This is a genomic window from Dyella sp. 01N36, from assembly GCF_056399745.1.
Genome location: NZ_JBFTRY010000012.1, coordinates 26,478 through 47,728, shown reverse-complemented (window position 1 = coordinate 47,728; position 21,251 = coordinate 26,478). Strand labels below are relative to the sequence as shown.

The window sequence follows — 21,251 nt, the reverse complement described above, 5'->3', positions numbered from 1 at the left end:
AAACCGCGGGCGTCAAATGAAGCGCTCAGGGCCGGCGCTACGCATACCCAGGCCTTCATCGTGAGGTGGCAATCATGTCGAAGACGAAAGACGGGCAAGCTCCCAAGGTCACCCGCATGTCGAGGACGAAGGACGAGCGAGCTCCCAAGGTCACCCGCAAGCGCCCCGCGAGCGCGGACAACGGGCCCTACGACAAGTTCGCCCATCGCGGCGACGGGCCGCTGTCGCAGGAGAGCTGGCTGAAGAGTCCGGGCGATCGTCAGGCGATGGCACGCGCCATCCGCGACAAGGTGACCCGCAAGTCGCTGGGTGGCTGGAAGCCGGCGAAGAATCGCTTCGATCCCGTCGATGTGCTGATGGAAACCTCCAAGGGCCGCGTGGAATCGCTGGTGCCGATCCGTTATGGCCGCATGATGGCCTCGCCGTTTGCGTTCTATCGCGGCGCGGCGGCGATCATGGCGGCGGACCTGGCCACTACCGCGAGCACCGGCATCCATCTGCAGATTTGCGGCGACTGCCATCTGGTCAACTTCGGCGGCTTCGCCACGCCCGAACGCAAGCTGGTGTTCGACATCAACGATTTCGACGAAACCACCGTGGGCCCGTGGGAATGGGACATCAAGCGCTTGTGCGCGAGCCTGGTGGTGGCCTCACGCGCGAACGGCTTCAGCGAGGGCGACGCCAAGGACATCGCGTGGGAGGCCGCAACCGCCTACCGCACGCACGTGGCCGACTACGCCCAGATGCCGGTACTGGAGGGGTGGTACGACCATATCGATCTGCAGGACGTGATCGATCGCATGCGCGACGAGGAGATGAAAAAGCTCGCGACCAAGAGCGTGCACAAGGCCGTGCAATACACCGCGCATACCAAGGAGTTCATCAAGCTCACTGTCGAAGGCGGCTCACCGCCGCGCATCCAGGACGAGCCGCCGCTGATCTATCACGACGAGGATCTGGCCAATTACATCTCGCCGGACGAGCGCGCCGCCGCGTTTGCCGACTATCGCGAGTCGCTGCTGCCCGAACGGCGCGTGCTGCTGGATCGCTTCAATGCGGTGGACTCGGCCGTGAAGGTGGTGGGCGTGGGCAGCGTGGGCACCTATTGCGGCATCTTGCTGATGGTGTCGGGCAATGGCGATCCCTTGTTCCTGCAGTTCAAGGAGGCGCGGCAATCGGTGATCGATCCATTTGTCGCCAACAAGCCCTACAAGCACCAAGGTCAGCGCATCGTGTCCGGCCAGCGCCTGATGCAATCGGCCAGCGATTTGTTTCTGGGCTGGTCGCAAGGGCCTCGGCGCCACTTCTATGTGCGCCAGCTGCGTGATGCGAAGGTTTCGCCCCAGGTGGAGATCATGCGCGTCCCCAATCTGCGTCGTTACGGTCGCCTGTGTGCACACGCGCTGGCACGCGCGCACACGCGTTCGGGCGATGCGGTGCTGTTGTCCGCGTACCTGGGCAAGAGCGATGCGTTTGCCGATGCCATCGCCTCATTCGCGGTGCCGTATGCGGACCAGAACGATCGCGACCACGCGACGCTGGTGAAGGCTGTGCGCGCCGGCAAGGTCGATGCGATGACCATCCCTTAGTGCGACGGCGGCGCTGTCTGCAGGAGCCGCGTCGCCAGCTCCACGCTGTGCGGTGCGGCCAGGCCGCCGAAGTGGTTGTCCACTTCATCCAGCTGTTGTTTCGCCGCGGCGATGTCGTTGCGCGCCCATGCCGCATCGACCTTGGCCAGCGCCTGTTCCAGTTCGCTGGCGATACGTGCGCGGCATGCCTGAAGCCGGGTGGCGTCGGGTGGTTGGTGGCTTTCCAGCGACGTCAGGGCGCGATCCAGTGCAACGGCGCTGGCCAGGTCGTGACCTGTCGAGGGGATCGAGCGCAGGTCGACATCGTCGATGCACCATTCGTGCAGGGAATGGCGGCTTTGCCGGTCCACGTCCATCCGGGCGGAATCTTGCTGGCCGGTGAAATAGACGATGCGCGTGCCCGTCTGAAACTGTTCAAGCAAGGCTCGCGGAGGCAGCGGAACAGCGCTGCCGATGGGATCGCTGCCCGCCTCCAGCAATGCACCGTGGAACAAGTCCGGATAGCCAAGCGCAAGCCGCAACGCCACGCGCGAGCCGCCTGAGAAGCCGCCGATATAGACGCGCTGTGGATTCACGCGGTATCGCGCCATGGCGTTGACGGCGGCAAGCAAGGCCACGGGATCGCGACGATCCAGCAGGCTGGTGTCGTTGCCGATATTCGCGGCGGTTACAAAGATCATGCCGTGGCGATCGAGGATAGACGTCCATTCACTCGGCACCCGCGCCTCGTTCCACGGTGGCACGAACACGAGCAGGGCGTAACCGTCGGGCGGCGCCTGCGCAGGCACGTACAGGGCAAACTGCTCGCGCGTCAGGTCGATGGGTTGGTCGACAATCGCGGTGCCCGTCGATGCGGCGCGTTGTTGCAGGCGCCATCCATTCAAGGGCGTCACCAGTCGGCGCATCAGCTCGGGGCTGCTGGAGACACTGCCGTATTGCGTGAACACCACCTGGGTGAGGACGCCCTGGGCACCATCGCTGGCCGAGGCGGCAAACGCCACCCCGGCCATGCATGCCAATAAAAGGCCACGACAGTTCATCTCGAAAGACTAGCACCGCGATTGCACGGCGCGGCCGGTTGTACGGGTTACTTGCCGGGCGTTTGTGGCATCACCATCGTGCTTGTCCCGTACGGCGGGTGCAGGGTGCCCTTCGCGTAGTCGATAGTCAGCTGCATATAGCCGGCCGAATAACACGTGCTTACGCGTTCGCCATCGGGCTTCAACTCGTACTCGGTCATTCCGTGCTCGGCATGCGGAAACAGTGCGGTGGTGATGGGCAGACCCTTGGCTTGCAGCGAGGCCAGCCGACGCAGGGTCTCACCGCTGGGTGCATCGATATCGTCCTGCGCCAGTTCCCACAGCTGCGGCGTGTGGAGTTTCTCAAGCACCGCCATGGAGTCGTAGTGCCAGGGCGTGTTCCACATATACGCCTTGCCCTTTTCGCGGATATCGGCGCTGCTCATGGGCAGCACGAGATAGCTGAAATCGCCGCGCACATCCTTGTACCAGGGCTCCTTGCCGTACTTGGCCTTGGCCGCGTCGAGCAGGTCGTAGCCTTCGGCGAGATGGCTGGAGAGGATCAGTCCGATGGCATCGGAGAGCTCCCACGCCTTGTCGATCACCGACTGGTCGTAGCCCTTGAGCTTGAGGTCGAACGCGACGGCTTCGCGATCTTCTTCCAGCGGCGAGATGGCAAGGCCATAGCCCACGATCACGAAATCCACCTTGGTGCGCGAGGCGGCGAGCGGAGCCACCCAGCCGCCCTGGCTGCCGCCTCGATAGCCCACGCGGCCTGCGCGCGCGCCGGCCAGACGACGGGCCTCGGCGACCGCGGCCACTGCATCATTGGCGAGCACGTTGAAATCCTGCGTGTAGATGCCACCGGAGGCGCCGGTGCCGCGCTTGTCGTACACGAACGCGCCCACGCCTTCGGCCGGAAGTTCGCGCTGCATGAAGTCGAAGGAGAGCGCCGAATCATGCTCCGAGCCGTGCACCAGCACGACCACCGGAACCTTGGCCTTGCCCGGCGGCAGGATCAGCCGGCCGACCAGCCGCGTGCCGCCGTCGCCGGCAAAAGTGATGTCCTGCACCTGCAAGGCGATGCGCTCGCCCTGTTTGCCATCGAAGGTCAGCTTGCCCTCGGCGCAATCGCTGAAACGCACGTCCTTGCCATCGGGCCGGTCAGTCCAGCCAAAATGGCTGGTCCATACCTCGTTCGCGCCGCGGGTGAGCTTGCCGGTGCTGCCATCGAGGCGTCGCCAGCGCAGCCCATCGTCATCCGTTGGCGCAATGTCCAGCGTGCTGCCATCGCTCAGGCGATAAGCGCCGACATGGCAATTGGCGGTTGGTGTGGCAGCGGCAAGCAAGGTGGCGAGTAGCGTGGCTAGCATGGACGTTTCCATCGTCGATGAGTGATGGGCAGGCTAGCACCGGGGCCGCACACACCCACTGGCCGCAAGTCATGGCGGTGCCAAGAGTCATGGCTGTTTGTGCGGACCTAGTGCGCGGCGTTTGCGACAAGCAGGCCCGTTGGCGTGTCAATCAACTGCCATCAGATAGGATGATCATGCGCGGATCATTGCGCCGCTCTGGCGCATTCAATCCATCGCAAGGAGTTACCGTGCGTCGTCTAGGTTGGGTCGTTTTTGTCGTGGGGACACTGGTAATGACTGCCGCTATCCAAGCTCATGAGGCACCGATCGCGAAGAAGGTGCTGGTGATCGGCCATCGCGGCGCGAGCGCGCTGCGACCGGAACATACGCTGGCCTCGTACGGCAAGGCGATCGCCGATGGGGCGGACTTCATCGAGCCGGATCTGGTGATGACGCGCGACGGCGTGCCGGTGGCGCGCCATGAAAACGAGATCAGCGGCACCACCGACGTGGCGAAGCATGCGGAATTTGCCGCGCGCAAAACCACCAAGACCGTCGATGGCGAAAAAGTCACCGGCTGGTTCACCGAAGATTTCACGCTGGCCGAGTTGAAGACCCTGCGTGCCCGCGAACGTTTGCCGGAGTTTCGCAGCACCGCGTACGACGGCCAGTTCCAGATCCCCACGCTGGACGAAATCATCGACTTCGTGGCTGCCGAGTCGGCCACGCAAGGTCGTCCGATCGGCATCATTCCGGAGATCAAGCACGGCACGTATTTCCAGAAGCTTGGCATGCCGATGGAGGATCGGGTGTTGTCGATTCTTGCCGCCCACGCGTATACGCGCACGGCGCCGGTGGAAATCCAGTCGTTCGAGATCGCCAACCTGCGCTATTTGCGCAGCAAGCTGGGCAAGGATCATCCCAATATCCGCCTGCTGCAGTTGCTCGGCGATGCGAACGAGCAACCCTATGACGTCGTCGCCGCAGGCAAGCAGCTGAGTTATGCGCAGATGATGACGCCAGCGGGCCTGCGCGAGATCGCCGCTTATGCCGATGCTATTGGGCCGTCTATTCGCTCCATCATTCCGCTGGCTGCGGATGGCAGCCTGGGCCGTCCGACGGCGCTGGCGCATGACGCGCATGCGGTGAAGCTGGAGCTGCATCCCTATACGTTCCGGCCGGAGAATTTCTTCCAGGCGAAGAATTTCTGGAAGGGGAGTGACCCGAAAACGTTCAACGAAGCGGGTTCGATTGCCGAGATTCGGGCGTATCTGGATGCGGGAGTGGATGCGTTTTTTACCGATGATCCGGCGATTGGGCGGAAGGCGTTGGATGGGAGGTGATCGGGCGCTCTTTGACCCCCGGATAATGCGCCTTCCGGGCCTACGGCCCTGCCAGTGCGGACAGGCTCGGTTGTAGGAGCGCACTTGTGCGCGACCAGCCAACGGAGCGGTACACCCCAGCGCGGCGTGTCGCGCACAAGTGCGCTCCTACAAGGGGTGGTACGCCGGTGAGTCGCGGATTGCAGCGTGCGCTCCTATAAAGGGATTGCTTGCTTTGGGTGCGCCGAGGGCTATTTGTGGGAGTGCACCCTGTGCGCGACAGTCACGCCTGGGCGTGCCGCTCCGTAGGGTTGTCGCGCACAGGGTGCGCTCCCACAGGCGAGCAGGCACGGCAGAGGGCAAGGCTCACAAACCCTCCATCCCGCCAAATTTTTTGCACCGCGACAGGGCCCCGGAGGCCATTGGTTCTACCATTGGTGGCATCAATGGATCGGGGAATCCATGCATGTCTGTTTCAAACGCCACGATGAGGTCGGCCTCGTCGCTATGGACGGGTCTCGCCGTGCTGCTGCTGGCGCTGGGTGCGATCGCTGGGGCCACATTCGCAACCGCCAGTGAGATCGACGGCTGGCGGTGGCTGCACTGGGTCTGCAAGCCGCTGGCCACCCTGTTGATCCTGGCTACGGCCTGGCGGGCCAAGCCGGCCGTGTCGACGCGCTACCGGCGCTGGATCGTGGCCGGCATGGCGTGCTCGCTGGTCGGCGATGTATTCCTGATGCTCCCGCAGGACGCCTTTGTGGCGGGACTGGTGTCGTTTCTGCTGGCGCACGCCTGTTTCATCGTGGCGCTGCTGGGAGACAGCCGTTTCGCCGAACGTCCCTGGGGCATGCTGGCCTGTGTCGCGTACGGCGTGTTCAACCTGTGGGCGCTATGGCCCTCGTTGCCGGTGCCGCTGCATTTGCCGGTGGTGGTTTATGTGCTGGTGCTGGCCTGCATGGGTGGCCAGGCGGTGGTGCGCGAGCGCAGGCACGCCACCGATGAGCTGGCGACCTCGGCCCACTGGTCGATGATGGGCGCGCTGATCTTCATGCTCAGCGATACACTGCTGGCCTGGGACCGCTTCCGCTTCGTCATACCGCTGTCGACGTTGTGGGTGCTGGTGACCTATTACACGGCCATGTGGTGTCTGGCGCGGTCGGTACGCGGAGGTGTTGAGCGGCGATGAATATGCAGGAAATCATCATCACCTGGGCGACGCCGGTGTTCTTCGCCCTGATCGCGCTGGAACTGCTGGTGGCCAAACTGCGCGGTCGCCGCGTGTATCACGGCAGCGATGCGATCAACAGTCTGGGCCTGGGCGTGATCTCGCAGATCGTGGCCGTCTTCAGCAAGCTGCTTACGCTGGGCATCTATGCGTGGTGCGTGCAGCACTTCGCCATCTTTGCATTGCCTGCAAACAGCGTATGGGTGTGGATTTCCGCGCTGCTGCTCTATGACTTTTGCTACTACTGGCTGCATCGCGCAGGCCATGAGGTGAATATCCTCTGGGCAGCGCACGTAGTGCATCACCAGAGCGAGGATTACAACCTCTCCACCGCGCTGCGCCAGACCGGCAGCGGCGTGTTGCTGGGCTGGTTGTTCTATCTGCCGATGGCCATCATCGGCTATCCGCTGGAAGTGTTCGTGGTGGTGGCGCTGATCGATCTGCTCTACCAGTTCTGGGTGCATACCGAACTGGTCGGGCGGCTGGGCTGGTTCGATCGCGTGTTCTGCTCGCCGTCCAACCATCGCGCGCACCACGCGGTCAACGATAAATATCTCGACCGCAACTATGGCGGCATCCTGATCGTGTGGGATCGTCTGTTCGGCACCTTCATCGAAGAAGACGACACCGATCCGCCGATCTACGGCACGCGCTCGCCGTTGCGCAGCTGGAACCCGCTATGGGCCAACGCCGAGGTGTACTGGGCGACGGCCAAAGACGCCTGGCATGCCCGCCGCTGGCGCGACAAGCTGCTGGTGTGGCTCAAGCCGCCGGGCTGGCGGCCCGCGGATGTGGCCGAGCGCTTTCCCAAGCCGGCGTTCGATATCCAGCGCGAGCGTTTTCTGCCGCCGCTCACCCGCGGGTACATGATTTACAGCCTGGTGCAGTTTGCCTTGCTGCTGGGCATGGCCGTGCAGTTCCTCGATCTGGCCAAGCATTTGCCGGCGGTTTCATTGATTGGCTATGCCGTTTTCCTGGTGCTGAGCCTCGCCGCGCTGGGTGCACTCACCGAGGGTCGTCGCTTGGGCGTCGGCCTGGAGCTCGCCCGCCTGCTGGCGACTGCGGCGGTCCCACTGGTTACCGGTGGCTGGTTCGGTGCACCGCAGCTGGCGGCCGGACCGCTGGCTGCCCTGGTCGCCGTTCCGGCCATCAGCGCGCTGGTGCTGTCCTGGCTGGCGCTCTCGACGGCAGGGCGCGCAGGCGCCGGAAAACCCATCCCCGGCTAGGACCTATGGCACTCCCCCGCAGCTGCAGCATGGCAGGGGCGGGGGCATTCGCTATGATCGCGGCTCGTTTCCCGGGGATGAGCTGATGGGTTTCCTTGATAAGTTGGTGCGCCACAAGCCTGTGGAGCTGTTGCAGGCGGAGGCCGGCAAGCGTGGCGATTTCCGTCGCGTGTTGGGTCTGTGGCAGCTCACTGCCATCGGTATCGGCGGCATTATCGGCGTCGGTGTGTTCGTGCTGGCGGGCAAGCAGGCGGCGATCAACGCCGGACCTGCGGTGGCCATCTCCTTCCTGATCGCAGGCATTGCCAGCGCCGCGGCAGCACTGTGCTACGCCGAATTCGCCGGCATGATCCCGGTGACCGGCAGCGCCTATACCTATGGTTATGCGGTGCTCGGCGAACTGGCCGCGTGGCTGATCGGTTGGGATCTGTTGCTGGAGTACGCCTTGATCGTCGCGGTGGTGGCGATCGGCTGGTCCGGCTACGTGCAATCGGCGTTGACCAGCATGGGCATCACGATGCCTCTATGGGCGCAAGGCGCCATCGGCACGGGCGAAGGGCACGTGTTCAACGTGGTCGCCGCGCTGGTGACGCTGGCTGTTGCCGCGCTGCTGATTTTCCGCACGGAATGGGGCGCGCGCTTCAACACGGTGGTGGTGGCGATCAAGGTCGCGGCGGTCGCACTGGTGATTGGTGTTGGCGTCTTCTACATCAATCCCGCCAACTGGGTCCCCTTCATTCCTGCACGCGTGATCGGCGCGGACGGCGTTGGCCATTTCGGTTACCAGGGTGTTGGCGCGGCGGCAGCGGTGGTGTTCTTCGCCGTGTTCGGCTACGACACGCTGACCACGGCGGCCGAGGAATCGAAGAATCCGCAGCGCGACCTGCCGCGTGCGGTGCTGTTGTCGCTTGGCATCTCGATGGCGATGTATCTGGCCGTGTCGATGGTGCTCACCGGCATCGCGCACTACAGCACGCTCAATACCGATGCACCGGTGTCCGATGCCTTCAAGGGTCTGGGCCTGCACTGGGTGGCGTTGACGGTGTCCATCTCGGCGGTATTCGGCCTGCTCAGCGTGCTGTTCGCCTTCATGCTGGGCGCCACGCGCATCTGGTTTGCGCTGTCGCGCGACGGCTTGCTGCCGGGCTGGTTTGCCCACGTGCATCCGCGCTACGGCACGCCGCATCGCCCCACCATCGTGCTCGGTGTATTCACCGCCCTGGTGGCTGGCCTGCTGCCGATCGAGGAAGTGGCCAAGCTGGTGAACATCGGCGTGCTGTCAGCCTTCATCGTGATCTGCACCTCGGTGATGATCCTGCGCAAGCGCAAGCCGGATCTGCATCGCTCCTTCCGTACGCCGTGGGTGCCGCTGATCCCGCTGATCGGCATCGCGTTTTCCATCTGGCTGCTGGCGGAACTGCCGGCCGTGACGTGGAAGGTGTTCCTGATCTGGGTGAGTATTGGTCTGCTGGTGTACCTGGGTTATGGCATTCGCCACAGCAAGTTGGAGAAGATGCAGTAAGGGCATATCGCAACACTGTGGGAAACTGGATCGCACAAAAAAAACGGCTGCTTTCGCGGCCGTTTTTTGTTTCCACCGTCAACCGACGCTTAGAACTTCACTTCCACCGAAGCGGAGTACGTCGCCACATTGGCATTGGTCTGCGGCTCTTGCGCGCCGTCGCGACCGTACTTGATGTGGTAGTTGTCGTAATTGATGCCGAGCGCCACGTTCTTGGTGACGTCGTAACCCACGCCGGCGCCGGCGTACCAGCCGTTGTTCCAGCTGCGCTCGCTGGCGGTGGTGTCACCCACGGTGACTGCGCCGGTGGTGCGCGAGCGCAGGTAGCCGCCGTGACCGGTGACAAACCAGTTGTTGTAGAAGTTGTACTTGCCGGTCACGCCGATCTGGCCCACGCGCGGCTTGGCCGAGGTGCTGGCGAAATCGAAATCGTTCTTGACTTTGCCAAGATAGGCGTAGCCGATTTCAGCGCCGACGATGCCGTTCCAGCGCCAGCCGAAGCGCACGTTCTGGAACACGTCGGTCTTGTCCGAGACACCGCCGAGACGGTAGTTGCTCTGGCCCAGGTTGCCGGCAACAAAGAAATTGTCGAGCTGGTTGGATTCGTCAGCCTTGGCAGCGAAAGGCGCAACAGCGACCACGGCCAAAGCGGCCGCAAGAAGAGTCTTGTTCATGGAATGCTCCATCTATTTTTGTGATCCGTGACGACAACAAGGGGGAAGGTCGTCACGGTCCGCGTGGGGATCGCGGTGAAAAAAGAATACGGGTTTTTAACGAGCAGAAAACCCGTGAACGGTTTTGCGGAAGGGCGATGTTCAGACACTTCCATGACCAATGGCAGGGGGTGAGATATGTCAACGCCCACTAGCATCAGAGGTTCATGTTTCGTGCAGCTGCGCCGTGCGCACGACTGTTTATCCCAGGGAGAACCTCTTGAAAGTTTCGCGCCTCGCCTCCGCCATCCTCGCTTCGGCTATTGGCCTGGGCAGCTTTGCGGCACTCGCCGATGTGCCTGCCCCGCAGGACATTCCGTTCAATGGCACGCTCAAGATCAACGTCGACGCGACCGATATTGCCCATCGCATCTTCCGCGTGCACGAAACGGTGCCGGCGCAGGCGGGTCCGCTCACGTTGCTGTATCCGCAGTGGCTGCCGGGCAATCACTCACCGACGGGCCCGATCGACAAGCTCGCTGGCCTGACCGTGAAGGCGAATGGCAAGGTCATTCCCTGGAAGCGCGATCCGCTCAACGTGTACGCCTTCCATGTAGACGTGCCGCAGGGCGCAACCGAAGTGCAGGTGGAATTCCAGTTCCTCTCCGCGCAGGACCTCCGCCAGGGCCGCGTAGTGATGACGCCGGAAATGCTCAACCTGCAGTGGAACTCGGTGTCGCTGTATCCGGCCGGCTATTTCGCCCGCCAGATCAAGGCCGAAACCAGCGTGACCTTCCCGGCTGGCTGGCAGTACGGCAGCGCCCTGGAAATGGCCTCGCGCAACGGCGACACGGTGACGTTCAAGCCGATCGACTATGACGATCTGGTCGACTCGCCGATCTTTGCCGGCAAGTACTTCAAGCGCGTGGATCTGGATCCGGGTGCGAAGACGCCGGTGTTCCTCAACATCGTGGCGGACGATGCGAAATTCCTCGAGATCAAGCCCGAGCAGCTGAAGGTGCACCAGAATCTGGTGCAGCAGATGTACAAGTTGTACGGCGCGCATCACTACGATCACTACGAATTCCTGTTCTCGCTCAGTGACAAGATGTCGGGCATTGGCCTCGAGCATCACCGCTCCAGCGAAAACGGCGTGGGCACCGGCTACTTCACCGAGTGGGACAAGAACATGACCATGCGCGACCTGCTCTCGCATGAGTTCAACCACTCGTGGGACGGCAAGTACCGCCGCGGCGCCGACCTGAGCACGCCGAGCTTCAACGTCCCCATGCAGGACAGCCTGTTGTGGGTATACGAAGGCCAGACCCAGTTCTGGGGCTATGTGATGGCCGCGCGCTCGGGCCTGTGGAAACAGGACCAGACGCTGGACATGCTGGCCAACGTCGCGGCCACCTATGATCGTGGCCGCCCGGGCCTGCAGCAGTGGCGCAACATCCAGGACACCACCAACGACCCGATCATCGCGATGCGCCGCCCGCTGCCGTATCGCAATTACCAGATGAGCGAGGACTACTATTCCGGCGGCCAGATGATCTGGCTCGACGTGGACGGCAAGCTGCGTGACCTCACCGGCAACAAGCGTTCCATCGACGATTTCGCCAAGGCCTTCTTCGGCGTCAAGAACGGCGATTGGGATGTCAACACCTACACCTTCGAGGATGTGGTGAAGACGCTCAACGATATCGCCCCGTACGACTGGACGAGCTACCTGCGCGAGCGTCTGGACGGCCACGGCCCGATCATCGGCGGCTTCGAGGCGAACGGCTGGAAGCTGGTCTACAACGACAAGCCTTCCGACGTGGCCAAGGCGATGGAAACGCGCGCTGGCGGCGCCAACCTGACTTTTTCGCTGGGCGTGTCGATGGGCAAGGCCGGCGACATCGTCGACGTGCTGTGGGACGGCCCCGCCTTCAAGGCCGGCCTGTCGCCGGGCATGAAGGTGATCGCAGTCAACGGCAAGGAATATTCCAGCGACGCCATCAAGGACGCCGTGACAGCTGCCGCGAAGGACAAGAACCAGCCGGTGGAATTGCTGGTGAAGAATTTCGACGAGTACAAGACGCTGCGCGTGGATTACCACGATGGGTTGAAGTATCCGCATCTGGAGCGGATCGAAGGCAAGGCGGATCGTTTGTCGGAATTGCTTAAGCCGCGCTGAGGCGCGCCGCTTGTCGCCGCTCTCCCGGCGGGCTCCGGGGTTTTTTCGACAGGACATCCGTGTCCTGTCGAAAATCTGGCCGCATCCACGCGGTCACCCTGCGGGCTTTCCTTCACCCGCCCGCCGCGTCATGCGGGACCCCGTGGAGCGAGAGCCACATCAGGAACCGAATCACGCCCGGCATTGCGAGGCGTCTTCTTTTTGTAGGAGCGCACTWGTGCGCGACCAGCCTACGGAGCGGTACAYCCCAGCKCYGCGGTCGCGCACAAGTGCGCTCCTACAAGGGTTAYGCAGGTTCGTGGGTTGAGGATCAACCTTGCCGGTCGGCTCTTTGTGGGAGCGCACCCTGTGCGCGACAAACCTACGGAGCGGTACACCSCGGCGTGGCTGTCGCGCACAGGGTGCGCTCCCACAGACAAGCCAAGCGCSAGGCGCGCMWCCAGTGCGCCATCTGTGACCCAAAGCCGATGCGCAGCGAGGCYCCGCTTTAAGTCCTCAGCGATTCGGGCGCGTTGCGCAGCGCTTGGAAGTATCCCCTGTGTACCCTCGGAGGTTGTCCCATCAGGACGCGCCTCGAGCGTTCGGGCTTATCCCAACACGATGCTGCGGGCGTTATCAGGCCATTTTCTTTGGGTTACTTTTCTTTTGGGCCAGCAAAAGAAAAGTGATTCGGTCGGCGGCAGCCGATCGAAACGCCCGCCGCGTAGGCGGCACCCTGGCCTCGAGGCGACAACTAAACACCGAAGCTCTGCAATCCGGCCTACACCGGAATGACAAGCAAAGGGGCGGCCCGCGCCAAATCGACCACGCGCCACACCAACAAACCCACCCCGCCCCCACATGGGCTCCCGCCCCCAACTCCGCTATACTGCGCCCTCGCCGTGCCCCGGAGCCCCGGTTCCACGCACGCGCCGACGCTCATGCGCCCGTAGCTCAGCCGGATAGAGTAGTGGCTTCCGAAGCCATTGGTCGGGGGTTCGAATCCCTCCGGGCGCGCCACCTCCTAAGCCTGTGTCTGCCCTGCGGGCAGCATCGTCCAAGTCGCTATCGCTATTGCCTGCTGGCATCGCGATGCCTCATGCGTTCCAATGAGGCGCCATGGACACGAGTAGCGAGCCGTGCAGCGACCTGAGGTAAAGGCCTTCTTCGACGAGTCGACCAACACCTTCAGCTACGTCGTGGCCGATCCGGCGACGCGCAAGGCGGCGGTGATCGACAGCGTGCTGGACTATGACGCAGTCTCCGGCCGCACCCGGCGCGATTCGGCCAACGCCATGATCGACTTCGTCAAGGCGCAGGGGCTGGCGCTGGAGTGGGTCATCGATACCCATGTGCATGCGGATCATCTTTCCGCCGCGCCTTACGTGCAATCCGTGCTCGGCGGAAAGCTTGCCATTGGCGAGCACATCCGCGAGGTGCAGGAAACATTCGGCAAGATATTCAACGCCGGCGACGCATTCCAGCGTGACGGCAGCCAGTTCGATCATCTGTTCAAGGACGGCGAGCGTTACCGCGTCGGCAGCATCGAGGCAGTAGCGATGCACACGCCAGGCCACACGCCCGCGTGCATGACGCATGTGATCGGCGATGCGGCCTTCGTCGGCGACACCTTGTTCATGCCGGACTACGGCACGGCGCGTTGCGATTTTCCCGGTGGCGACGCGCGCACGCTGTACCGTTCCATCCAGCAGCTTTTTACCCTGCCGGACGCAACCCGCGTATTCCTGTGCCACGACTACAAGGCGCCGGGTCGCGATGTCTTCGCGCATGAAACCACGGTGGGCGAAGAGCGCCGCGCGAACATCCACGTGCGCGCAGGCAGCGATGAAGACGACTTCGTGCGCATGCGCAGCACACGCGACGCGACGCTCTCGATGCCGCGGCTGCTGCTGCCAGCGGTGCAGGTGAACATGCGCGCGGGTCGCTTGCCGCCCTCGGAAGACAACGGCATCAGCTATCTGAAAATTCCACTGGACACCTTGTGAGCGCGGCAGCAGTTACTCAGCGCGAGCCCTGCGAGTGACATAGCTGTTTCTCGAAGGCCTTCACCTGCTGATCGGCTTCGTCGCGCGCGATGCCGTAGCGCTGCTGCAGTTTGCCCGATAGATATTCGGCATTGCCTTCGGCGATTCGCAAATCGTCGCTCGTGAGTTTGCCCCAGTGCTGCTTGATCTGGCCGCCTATCTGTTTCCACTGGCCCTGGATATTGCGCTGTTTCATGACAAATCCTCGATGGATGGCCCATCGTGCCGTACGCACCACGCTGCAATTCAAGCAAGCCGCGAGTTAAGTCCACGTGCCATCGATGTAGTGGTTTTGGCCGGATTTCACCCCCTCCGCAACCGGTTGAGACGGCGTTCGCATTGCGTCGACACGCGGGATGCGTCGATGCTGTCTCGGGCGCTCGCGCGACGAGGGGGAGGGCGGCATGTTCCTGCCTGGGCCGTGAGCGTCTGCGGGCAGCTGGTGCCCGCCTTTCAACCTCAAGGAGGGTCGCGACTATGAGTTCCATCCTGCATCGGGGCGTCAGCCGCACGGGCTGGTTGCTGGTGTTCTACGGCGTCATCTCCATCCTGTTTGGCATCAGCGCGCTGGTATGGCCGGGCGGCACCGTGATTGCGCTGACCTGGGCGTTTGGCGTGATGGCCCTGGCGGAGGGCATCATCAGCGTGTTCGCCCTGTTCAATCGCCATCTGGCGATGTCGCGCGGCTGGCTGATCGTGTACGCGGTCGCCTCCATCGTGTTCGGGCTGCTGGCGATCTGGCATCCGCTGGCCGTGGTCAATGTGTTGCTGTTGTTCCTGGCGGCGTGGCTGATCGTGGCGGGCATCTACCGCATCGTGTTCGCCATCCGCGTGCGCAAGGAGATTACCGGCGAGTGGATGATTGCCTTGAGCGGCGTGCTGGCCATTCTGCTGGGCGGGCTGTTCGCCGCTTATCCGGTGGCCGGCCTGCTCACCGTGGCGATCTGGATAGGCGTGGCCGCACTGGTGTACGGCGTGCTGCAGGTGATCGCGGGCGTGCGCGTGCACAAGTGGAAGCGTGCCTTGTAGCCATCTCGCGCAGCCACAAAAAAGGCGCCGTAAAGGCGCCTTTTTCGTGCGTTACGACCGGCCTAGCTGCGTACTTCGAAGTCTTCCGTAGCCACCGGCCTGCCGTTGAGCGAGATCACGACCTTGTACTTGCCCTTGGGCCAGGCATTGGGGTTCTGCACCTTGAACGTCGTGATCGCCGGGCCGTCGGTGGCGATGGATTCGCTGGTGCTGCTGAAAGCCTCGTCCTTGCCGTCGACGTAGCTCCACTTGGCGTTCAAGGTGGCGTTGTCGGTGGTGCCGATGGTGGCCACGCTGGCGTAGATGGCCTGGTCTTCCGGCGCAAATCGTCGCTGTTCCTTGCTGATGGCATGCGCCGCGTCGACCTGGCTGCCCAGGGTGACGGCGGCCACCTTGATCTCGCCGCCGGTCTGTATGCCGGCCGACTTTCCAGTCGTCTGCACCGGTGCGGGAGCGGTGCTGGTTGGCGATGGCGCGCTCGACGGCGGCGGCATCGGCGTACTGGCCGGCGGTGCCGGGGCCACGGGCGCAGGGGCGCTGGTCGCCGGTGCGGTGGGCGTGGTGTTGGACGCTTCCTGGTTCTTGCCGCAGGCGCCCAGCACGAGCAGTCCGGCAAGGGTCGCGCAGTACAAGGCCGTTTTGCGTGGCTGGATATTCATGACTGACCCCGTGGCTGGTGGCGGACATACCCGGCGGGTGAGGCCGGGCGCATTGCCATTGCGAGGCTAGCTTCCGCGGTCTGAAGCTGCGATTACCGCGGTTTCTGCATCCACGCCACCTTCACGGCGGCGACTACTGGCGCGCACCGCGCGGGTTGCCGGGGCGCTCGCTGCCGGTGCTGCGATAGGGGTTGATGTCCAGGCCGCCGCGTCGCGTATAGCGCGCATAGACGCTGAGACGCTGCGGGCGGCAGCGCTCCATCACATCCACGAAAATCCGCTCGACACATTGCTCGTGGAATTCGTTGTGGTTGCGGAAGGAAACCAGATAGCGCAGCAGGCCGGCGTGATCGATCGGCGCGCCGTGGTAGTGGATCTGCACGCTGCCCCAATCCGGCTGGCCGGTCACCGGGCAATTGGAACGCAGCAGGTTGGAGACCAACACTTCCTCGACCACGGGTGCATGGTCGTTGGTCATCAGATAGTCCGCACGCGGCGGGCCGTAGTCGTCAATCTCGATCGCCAGCTCGTCCACCAGGGTGCCCGCGAGGTCCGTGACGGCATGCCCGCGCGCCTGCGCGTGGCTCAGGGTCACTTCCACCGGGGCGCCGGCAGCGGCCGAGAGATCGCGCACCAGGATGGCCGAAAGGCTGTGGCTGTCGGCCATGCGTTCCTGCGAAAAACCGTTGAGGTAAAGCTTGAACGACTTCGACTCGATGATGTTGGGCGAGCTGGCCGGCACGCGGAATTCCGCCAGTGCCACCACCGGCTTGCCGCGAGCGTCCAGCCAGGACAGCTCATAGGCGTTCCAGACATCCTCGCCGTGAAACGGAAGCGGCTCGGACACGCCGATCTCGTCGCGCTTGCCCTGGCGCGGGATGGGAAACAACAGGGAAGGGTCGTAGCGGTCGGCGTAGACGGTGGTCTTGCCGAGCGGGGAATGTTCGGGGGTGCTCATGAGGCCATTGTACCGCCTCGCGCCGCCGCTCCCGGCCTCGCGGCCGGCCCGTTCGCATGAAGATGCGCCGGCGCCCATGACCACTGACCCGGTTCATCCGGCGTCGCGCTGCCTATATTGTCGGGTTCAGACCGGTGAGCCTTGAGGAAAACGCCTGATGAAGAAACTCGTCCTGGGCTGCGCCGTTGCGGCGGGCCTGATTGCAGCTGGCGCCCTGTGCGCGCCGGCCTTTGCCGACGGCACGGACGCCGCGTTCGATCCCCAGGCGTTGTTTGCGCCGCTCACGCTGCCCGATGCGGCCAATGCGTTCCGCGATGGTGCGGGCAAGCCGGGGCCCCAGTTCTGGCAGAACCGCGTGGATTACGCGATCCAGGCAAACATCGACCCGGCCTCGCACACGCTGCGCGGCGATGAAACCATCACCTACACCAACCACAGCCCCGATGCGCTGGACGTGCTGTGGGTGCAGCTGGACCAGAACATCTATCGACGCGACTCGCGCGGCACGCTTACCTCGCCGCGCCCGCGCAACGACTTCACTGACGGCTACCAGATCGAAGCTGTAGAGGTGGATGGCAAGCCCGTGCACTTCCTGGTCGACGACACGCGCCTGCGCGTGGACCTGGGCCAGCCGCTGGCCGCCAACGGCAAGCAGGCCAAGCTGCGCATCCGCTACCACTACACGGTGCCGGGCACCTGGGGCGGTCGCACGGCGGTCACGCCGACCAAGAACGGCGACATCTACGAGATCGCGCAGTGGTTCCCGCGCATGGCCGTCTACGACGATCTGCGCGGATGGGACACCCAGCCCTACCTCGGTTCGGAGTTCTATCTGGAATACGGCGATATCGATTACGCCGTCACCGTGCCGTGGAATTACATCGTGGCCGGATCCGGTGCGCTCACCAATCCCGGCGAGGTGCTCACCGCCGCGCAGCAGCAACGCCTCGCGCAGGCAGCGCAGAGCGATAGCACGGTGATGATCCGCTCGCCGCAGGAAGTGAACGACCCCGCCAGCCGTCCGAAGCAAAGCGGCACCCAGACCTGGCGCTTCCACATGGAGCACACCCGCGACATCGCCTTCGCCGCATCGCCTGCCTTTGTGTGGGATGCCGCACGCATCAACTTGCCCGACGGCAAGCACGCGCTGGCCATGTCGGTGTATCCGGTGGAAGGCGTGGGCAAGGACAAATGGGATCGCTCCAGCGAATACGTGAAGGGCGCGATCGAGCACTTCTCCTCGAAGTGGTATCCGTATCCGTGGCCGGTGGCGGTCAACCTCGGTGGTCATGGTGCCGGCATGGAATACCCCGGCATCGTGTTCGACGGCTTCGAGGACAAGGGCCCGATGCTGTTCTGGATCACCGCGCACGAAATCGGACACACGTGGTTCCCGATGGTGGTGGGCTCCAACGAACGCCGCAACGCGTTCATGGACGAAGGCTTCAATACCTTCATCGACGTGTATGCCTCGGACGCGTTCAACAAGGGTGAGTTCGCGCCCAAGCGAGACAGCGAGTACGCGCCCAAAGGCGGCAATCCGGTTGATGAGATCCTCCCGCTGCTGGCTGATCCCAACGCGCCCACGCTGATGGCGCCGGCCGATTCCGTCGCCGAGAAGTACCGCCATCCGGTGAGCTACTTCAAGGGCGCACTCGGTCTGGTGCTGCTGCGCGAGCAGATCCTGGGGCCGGACCGGTTTGATCCGGCCTTCCGCAAATACATCGCCACCTGGGCGTATCACCATCCCACGCCGTCGGACTTCTTCCGCTTCATGAGCAGCGAAGCGGGCGAGGACTTGTCGTGGTGGTGGCGCGGCTGGTACCTCAACAACTGGCAGCTGGACATGGGCATCAGCGCGGCGAGCTATGTCGACAACGACCCGGCCAAGGGCGTGCAGGTGACCCTGGCCAGCAAGCAGAAGCTGGTGATGCCGTCGACGCTGCGCATCGACTACGCCGACGGCAGCCACGAGGACGTGCCTGTGCCGGTGGAAGCATGGCGGCAGAGTGCGGCGCCGAAGCTGGCGTTGCATACGAGCAAGAAGATCGCGAAGCTCACGCTGGATCCGGAGCACAAGTTGCCTGATGCGGATCGAGGGAATAACAGTTACGCCATGCCGTGATATCGGCAAAGCCTCTACTACCCGTGATTCCGGCGCAGGCCGGAATCCAGTAGCGTGAGCATCCATCAGTGCCTCGCTACGGGATCCCGGCCTGCGCCGGGATGACGCTGTAGGAAGGCAAGGAAATCCCCTTGAGCGCGACGACACCAAGGCACCGAGAACCATGACCATCGCCAAACACTCGCTTTCGGCCGCCATACTGCTCTCGCTCGGTTGCCTCGGCACTGCTCACGCAGCATCCGGCGACGCCTCCCGCTGGAAGACYGAAGCCGCCGCCGTCACCGTCACCCGCGACGACTGGGGCATCGCGCACGTGCACGGCAAGACGGATGCGGACGCCGTGTTCGGCATGGCCTATACGCAAGCCGAAGACGACTTCAACCGCGTCGAGACGAACTACCTCAACTCGCTGGGCTGGCTCGCGCAGGCCGAAGGCGAGCAGGCGATCTGGTCCGATCTGCGTCAACAGCTGTGGATCGACCCGGCCGAGCTGAAGCAGCAGTACGCGAAAAGTCCTTCGTGGTTGCGCGAGCTGATGAATGCCTGGGCCGACGGCCTCAACTACTATCTGGCCACGCATCCGGACGTGCATCCGCGCGTCATCACGCATTTCGAACCGTGGATGGCGCTGAGCTTCAGCGAAGGCAGCATCGGCGGCGATATCGAGCGTGTCTCATTGAAAGAGCTGCAGGCGTTCTACGGCAAGTCCACCGACGCCGTGGCCTTCGTCGATCCGCCGTCGAGCTGGGCCGAGCCCACCGGCTCCAACGGCATCGCCATCGCGCCGAAACTCACGGCCGATGGCCACGCCTTGTTGCTGATCAATCCGCACACCTCGTTCTTTTTCCGATCCGAGCTGCAGATGAGCAGCGATGCGGGACTGGACGTGTATGGCGCGGTGACCTGGGGCCAGTTCTTCATCTATCAGGGTTTCAACAAGCACATCGGTTTCATGCATACCTCGACCACCGCCGACGTGGTGGATGAGTTTGCCGAGACCATCGTGCGTGACGGCGACAAGATCGGTTATCGCTACGGCAAGGAAGTACGGCCGGTCAACGCCAAGCCGATCACCGTGCGCTACCGCAAGCCCGATGGATCGATGGCGCAGCGTACGTTCACCACGTACGCCACACACCACGGTCCGATCGTGCGCACCGAGGGCGACAAGTGGATCGCCACCGCGCTGATGAACAAACCGATGGAAGCGCTGGAGCAGAGCTGGCTGCGCACCAAGGCAACTGACCTTACGAGCTTCATGAAAATCGCCGAGCTCAAGGCGAACTCATCGAACAACACGATTTTCGCCGACGACAAGGGTGAGATCGCATACCTGCATCCGCAATTCATCCCCAAGCGCGACAACCGTTTCGATTACACCAAGCCGGTGGACGGCAGCGATCCCGCGACCGACTGGCAAGGGCTGCTTCCGCTGGACGCCGCGCCGCATCTGCTCAATCCCGCCAACGGCTGGATCATGAACACCAACGACTGGCCGTATTCCGCGGCGGGCCCGGATAGCCCCAAGCGGGAAAACTATCCGCGCTACATGGATAGCGTCGGCGAGAATCCGCGCGGTATCCACGCCACCATGGTGCTGAGCGACAAGCGCGACTTCACGCTGCCGTCGCTGATCACCGCGGCGTTCGATTCGTATCTGCCGGCGTTCGCGCGACAGGTGCCGATCCTGCTGAAGGATTACGACGCGCTGCCCGCGAACGATCCACTGAAGAAGAAACTCGCCGGACCGATCGCCTTGCTGCGCGGATGGGACTATCGCTGGGGCATCGCCTCCATGCCCACCTCGCTGGCGGTGTTCTGGGGCGATACCTTGTGGGACAAGGTCGACAAGTCGGACGTATCCGAAGGGCTCTCCGTCTACGACATCATGGCTGAGCGCGCCGGGCCCAAGGCGCGCCTCGAAGCGCTGGCGGAGGCGTCCGATCGCCTGCAGAGGGACTTCGGCAGCTGGGGCGTGCCGTGGGGCGAGGTCAATCGCTACCAGCGCATCAACGGCGACATCCAGCAGCCGTTCGACGACAGCAAACCCAGCATCCCGGTGCCCTTCACCTCATCGCGCTGGGGCTCGCTCGCTTCGTTTGGTGCGCATCGCTGGCCGGGTACGCGCCGCTACTACGGCACCAGCGGCAACAGCTTCGTCGCAGCGGTGGAATTCGGCGACAAGGTGCGCGCACGTGCCATCACGGCGGGTGGCGAAAGCGGGCATCCGACATCACCGCACTTCAATGATGAGGCCGAGCGCTACACCACAGGCAACTTGCGTGCCGTGTATTTCTGGCCGGAAGACCTGCAGGGGCACATCGAGCGCACGTACCATCCGGGCTCGTAATCACGCTCGATAGGCA

Annotated in this window: 16 protein-coding genes and 1 tRNA gene; 11 read left to right on the top strand and 6 right to left on the bottom strand. The window is 63.5% G+C overall.

All coding sequences use genetic code 11. The features are described 5' to 3' along the window. The first annotated feature begins 74 nt into the window (after positions 1 to 74). Positions 75 to 1,589: a DUF2252 domain-containing protein gene (locus AC1DMG_RS04980; RefSeq protein ID WP_441605594.1), complete on the top strand. Its 1,515-nt coding sequence runs from the start codon at positions 75 to 77 to the stop codon at positions 1,587 to 1,589. Here AC1DMG_RS04980 and AC1DMG_RS04975 read toward each other — a convergent pair. Further along, a complete protein-coding gene (locus tag AC1DMG_RS04975; protein WP_441605595.1) occupies positions 1,586 to 2,590 on the bottom strand; it encodes an alpha/beta hydrolase family protein in 1,005 nt (334 codons plus the stop codon). The genes AC1DMG_RS04980 and AC1DMG_RS04975 overlap by 4 nt on opposite strands. Positions 2,591 to 2,676: 86 nt before the next feature. Continuing rightward, the gene (locus AC1DMG_RS04970) at positions 2,677 to 3,981 is read right to left on the bottom strand and encodes an alpha/beta hydrolase family protein (RefSeq protein ID WP_441605596.1); all 1,305 of its coding nucleotides are present in this window, start codon (positions 3,979 to 3,981) and stop codon (positions 2,677 to 2,679) included. A 275-nt stretch (positions 3,982 to 4,256) separates the two neighbouring features. Here AC1DMG_RS04970 and AC1DMG_RS04965 point away from each other — a divergent pair, with 275 nt between their 5' ends. The 4 genes from AC1DMG_RS04965 (at position 4,257) to AC1DMG_RS04950 (ending at position 9,258) form a co-directional block, all read left to right on the top strand. Continuing rightward, positions 4,257 to 5,306 carry a glycerophosphodiester phosphodiesterase gene (locus tag AC1DMG_RS04965; protein WP_441605597.1) on the top strand — a complete coding sequence of 350 codons (1,050 nt, stop codon included), beginning with the start codon at positions 4,257 to 4,259 and terminating at the stop codon, positions 5,304 to 5,306. Positions 5,307 to 5,751: 445 nt separating this feature from the next. Then, positions 5,752 to 6,471: a lysoplasmalogenase gene (locus tag AC1DMG_RS04960; protein WP_441605598.1), complete on the top strand. Its 720-nt coding sequence runs from the start codon at positions 5,752 to 5,754 to the stop codon at positions 6,469 to 6,471. Then, positions 6,468 to 7,736, top strand: coding sequence for a sterol desaturase family protein (locus tag AC1DMG_RS04955; protein WP_441605599.1), 1,269 nt, complete (start codon positions 6,468 to 6,470; stop codon positions 7,734 to 7,736). The genes AC1DMG_RS04960 and AC1DMG_RS04955 overlap by 4 nt, the downstream gene beginning before the upstream one ends. Before the next feature lie 85 nt (positions 7,737 to 7,821). Continuing rightward, a complete protein-coding gene (locus AC1DMG_RS04950) occupies positions 7,822 to 9,258 on the top strand; it encodes an amino acid permease (protein WP_441605600.1) in 1,437 nt (478 codons plus the stop codon). 89 nt (positions 9,259 to 9,347) lie between these two features. Here AC1DMG_RS04950 and AC1DMG_RS04945 read toward each other — a convergent pair whose 3' ends face one another. Further along, positions 9,348 to 9,932 carry an outer membrane protein gene (locus AC1DMG_RS04945; protein WP_441605601.1) on the bottom strand — a complete coding sequence of 195 codons (585 nt, stop codon included), beginning with the start codon at positions 9,930 to 9,932 and terminating at the stop codon, positions 9,348 to 9,350. Positions 9,933 to 10,191: 259 nt separating this feature from the next. Between AC1DMG_RS04945 and AC1DMG_RS04940 the strand changes: the two genes are divergently transcribed. The 3 genes from AC1DMG_RS04940 to AC1DMG_RS04930 all read left to right on the top strand — a co-directional run bounded on the left by AC1DMG_RS04940 (position 10,192) and on the right by AC1DMG_RS04930 (position 14,075). After that, entirely contained in the window at positions 10,192 to 12,090 is a 1,899-nt protein-coding gene (locus AC1DMG_RS04940) for a M61 family metallopeptidase (protein ID WP_441605602.1), read from the top strand. 922 nt (positions 12,091 to 13,012) lie between these two features. Next, positions 13,013 to 13,089 (top strand) — tRNA-Arg (locus tag AC1DMG_RS04935). Positions 13,090 to 13,208: 119 nt separating this feature from the next. Next, entirely contained in the window at positions 13,209 to 14,075 is an 867-nt protein-coding gene (locus AC1DMG_RS04930) for an MBL fold metallo-hydrolase (RefSeq protein WP_441604935.1), read from the top strand. A gap of 16 nt (positions 14,076 to 14,091) precedes the next feature. On the opposite strand, the gene AC1DMG_RS04925 is transcribed toward AC1DMG_RS04930, so the two are convergent. Beyond that, positions 14,092 to 14,310: a CsbD family protein gene (locus AC1DMG_RS04925; protein ID WP_441604934.1), complete on the bottom strand. Its 219-nt coding sequence runs from the start codon at positions 14,308 to 14,310 to the stop codon at positions 14,092 to 14,094. A gap of 281 nt (positions 14,311 to 14,591) precedes the next feature. Between AC1DMG_RS04925 and AC1DMG_RS04920 the strand changes: the two genes are divergently transcribed. After that, entirely contained in the window at positions 14,592 to 15,143 is a 552-nt protein-coding gene (locus tag AC1DMG_RS04920) for an HdeD family acid-resistance protein (RefSeq protein ID WP_441604933.1), read from the top strand. Positions 15,144 to 15,205: 62 nt separating this feature from the next. Here AC1DMG_RS04920 and AC1DMG_RS04915 read toward each other — a convergent pair whose 3' ends face one another. Further along, entirely contained in the window at positions 15,206 to 15,802 is a 597-nt protein-coding gene (locus AC1DMG_RS04915) for a hypothetical protein (protein WP_441604932.1), read from the bottom strand. Between the two features lie 133 nt (positions 15,803 to 15,935). Beyond that, positions 15,936 to 16,760 (bottom strand): NADPH-dependent 7-cyano-7-deazaguanine reductase QueF, encoded by an 825-nt coding sequence (queF, locus tag AC1DMG_RS04910; protein WP_441604931.1) that lies wholly within the window; start codon positions 16,758 to 16,760, stop codon positions 15,936 to 15,938. 157 nt (positions 16,761 to 16,917) lie between these two features. Here queF and AC1DMG_RS04905 point away from each other — a divergent pair, with 157 nt between their 5' ends. Together AC1DMG_RS04905 and AC1DMG_RS04900 are read left to right on the top strand one after the other, a co-directional pair. Beyond that, positions 16,918 to 18,885, top strand: coding sequence for a M1 family metallopeptidase (locus AC1DMG_RS04905; RefSeq protein ID WP_441604930.1), 1,968 nt, complete (start codon positions 16,918 to 16,920; stop codon positions 18,883 to 18,885). A gap of 163 nt (positions 18,886 to 19,048) precedes the next feature. Continuing rightward, complete coding sequence (locus AC1DMG_RS04900; protein WP_477180218.1) at positions 19,049 to 21,235, top strand: penicillin acylase family protein; 2,187 nt, start codon at positions 19,049 to 19,051, stop codon at positions 21,233 to 21,235. Positions 21,236 to 21,251: the final 16 nt, after the last annotated feature.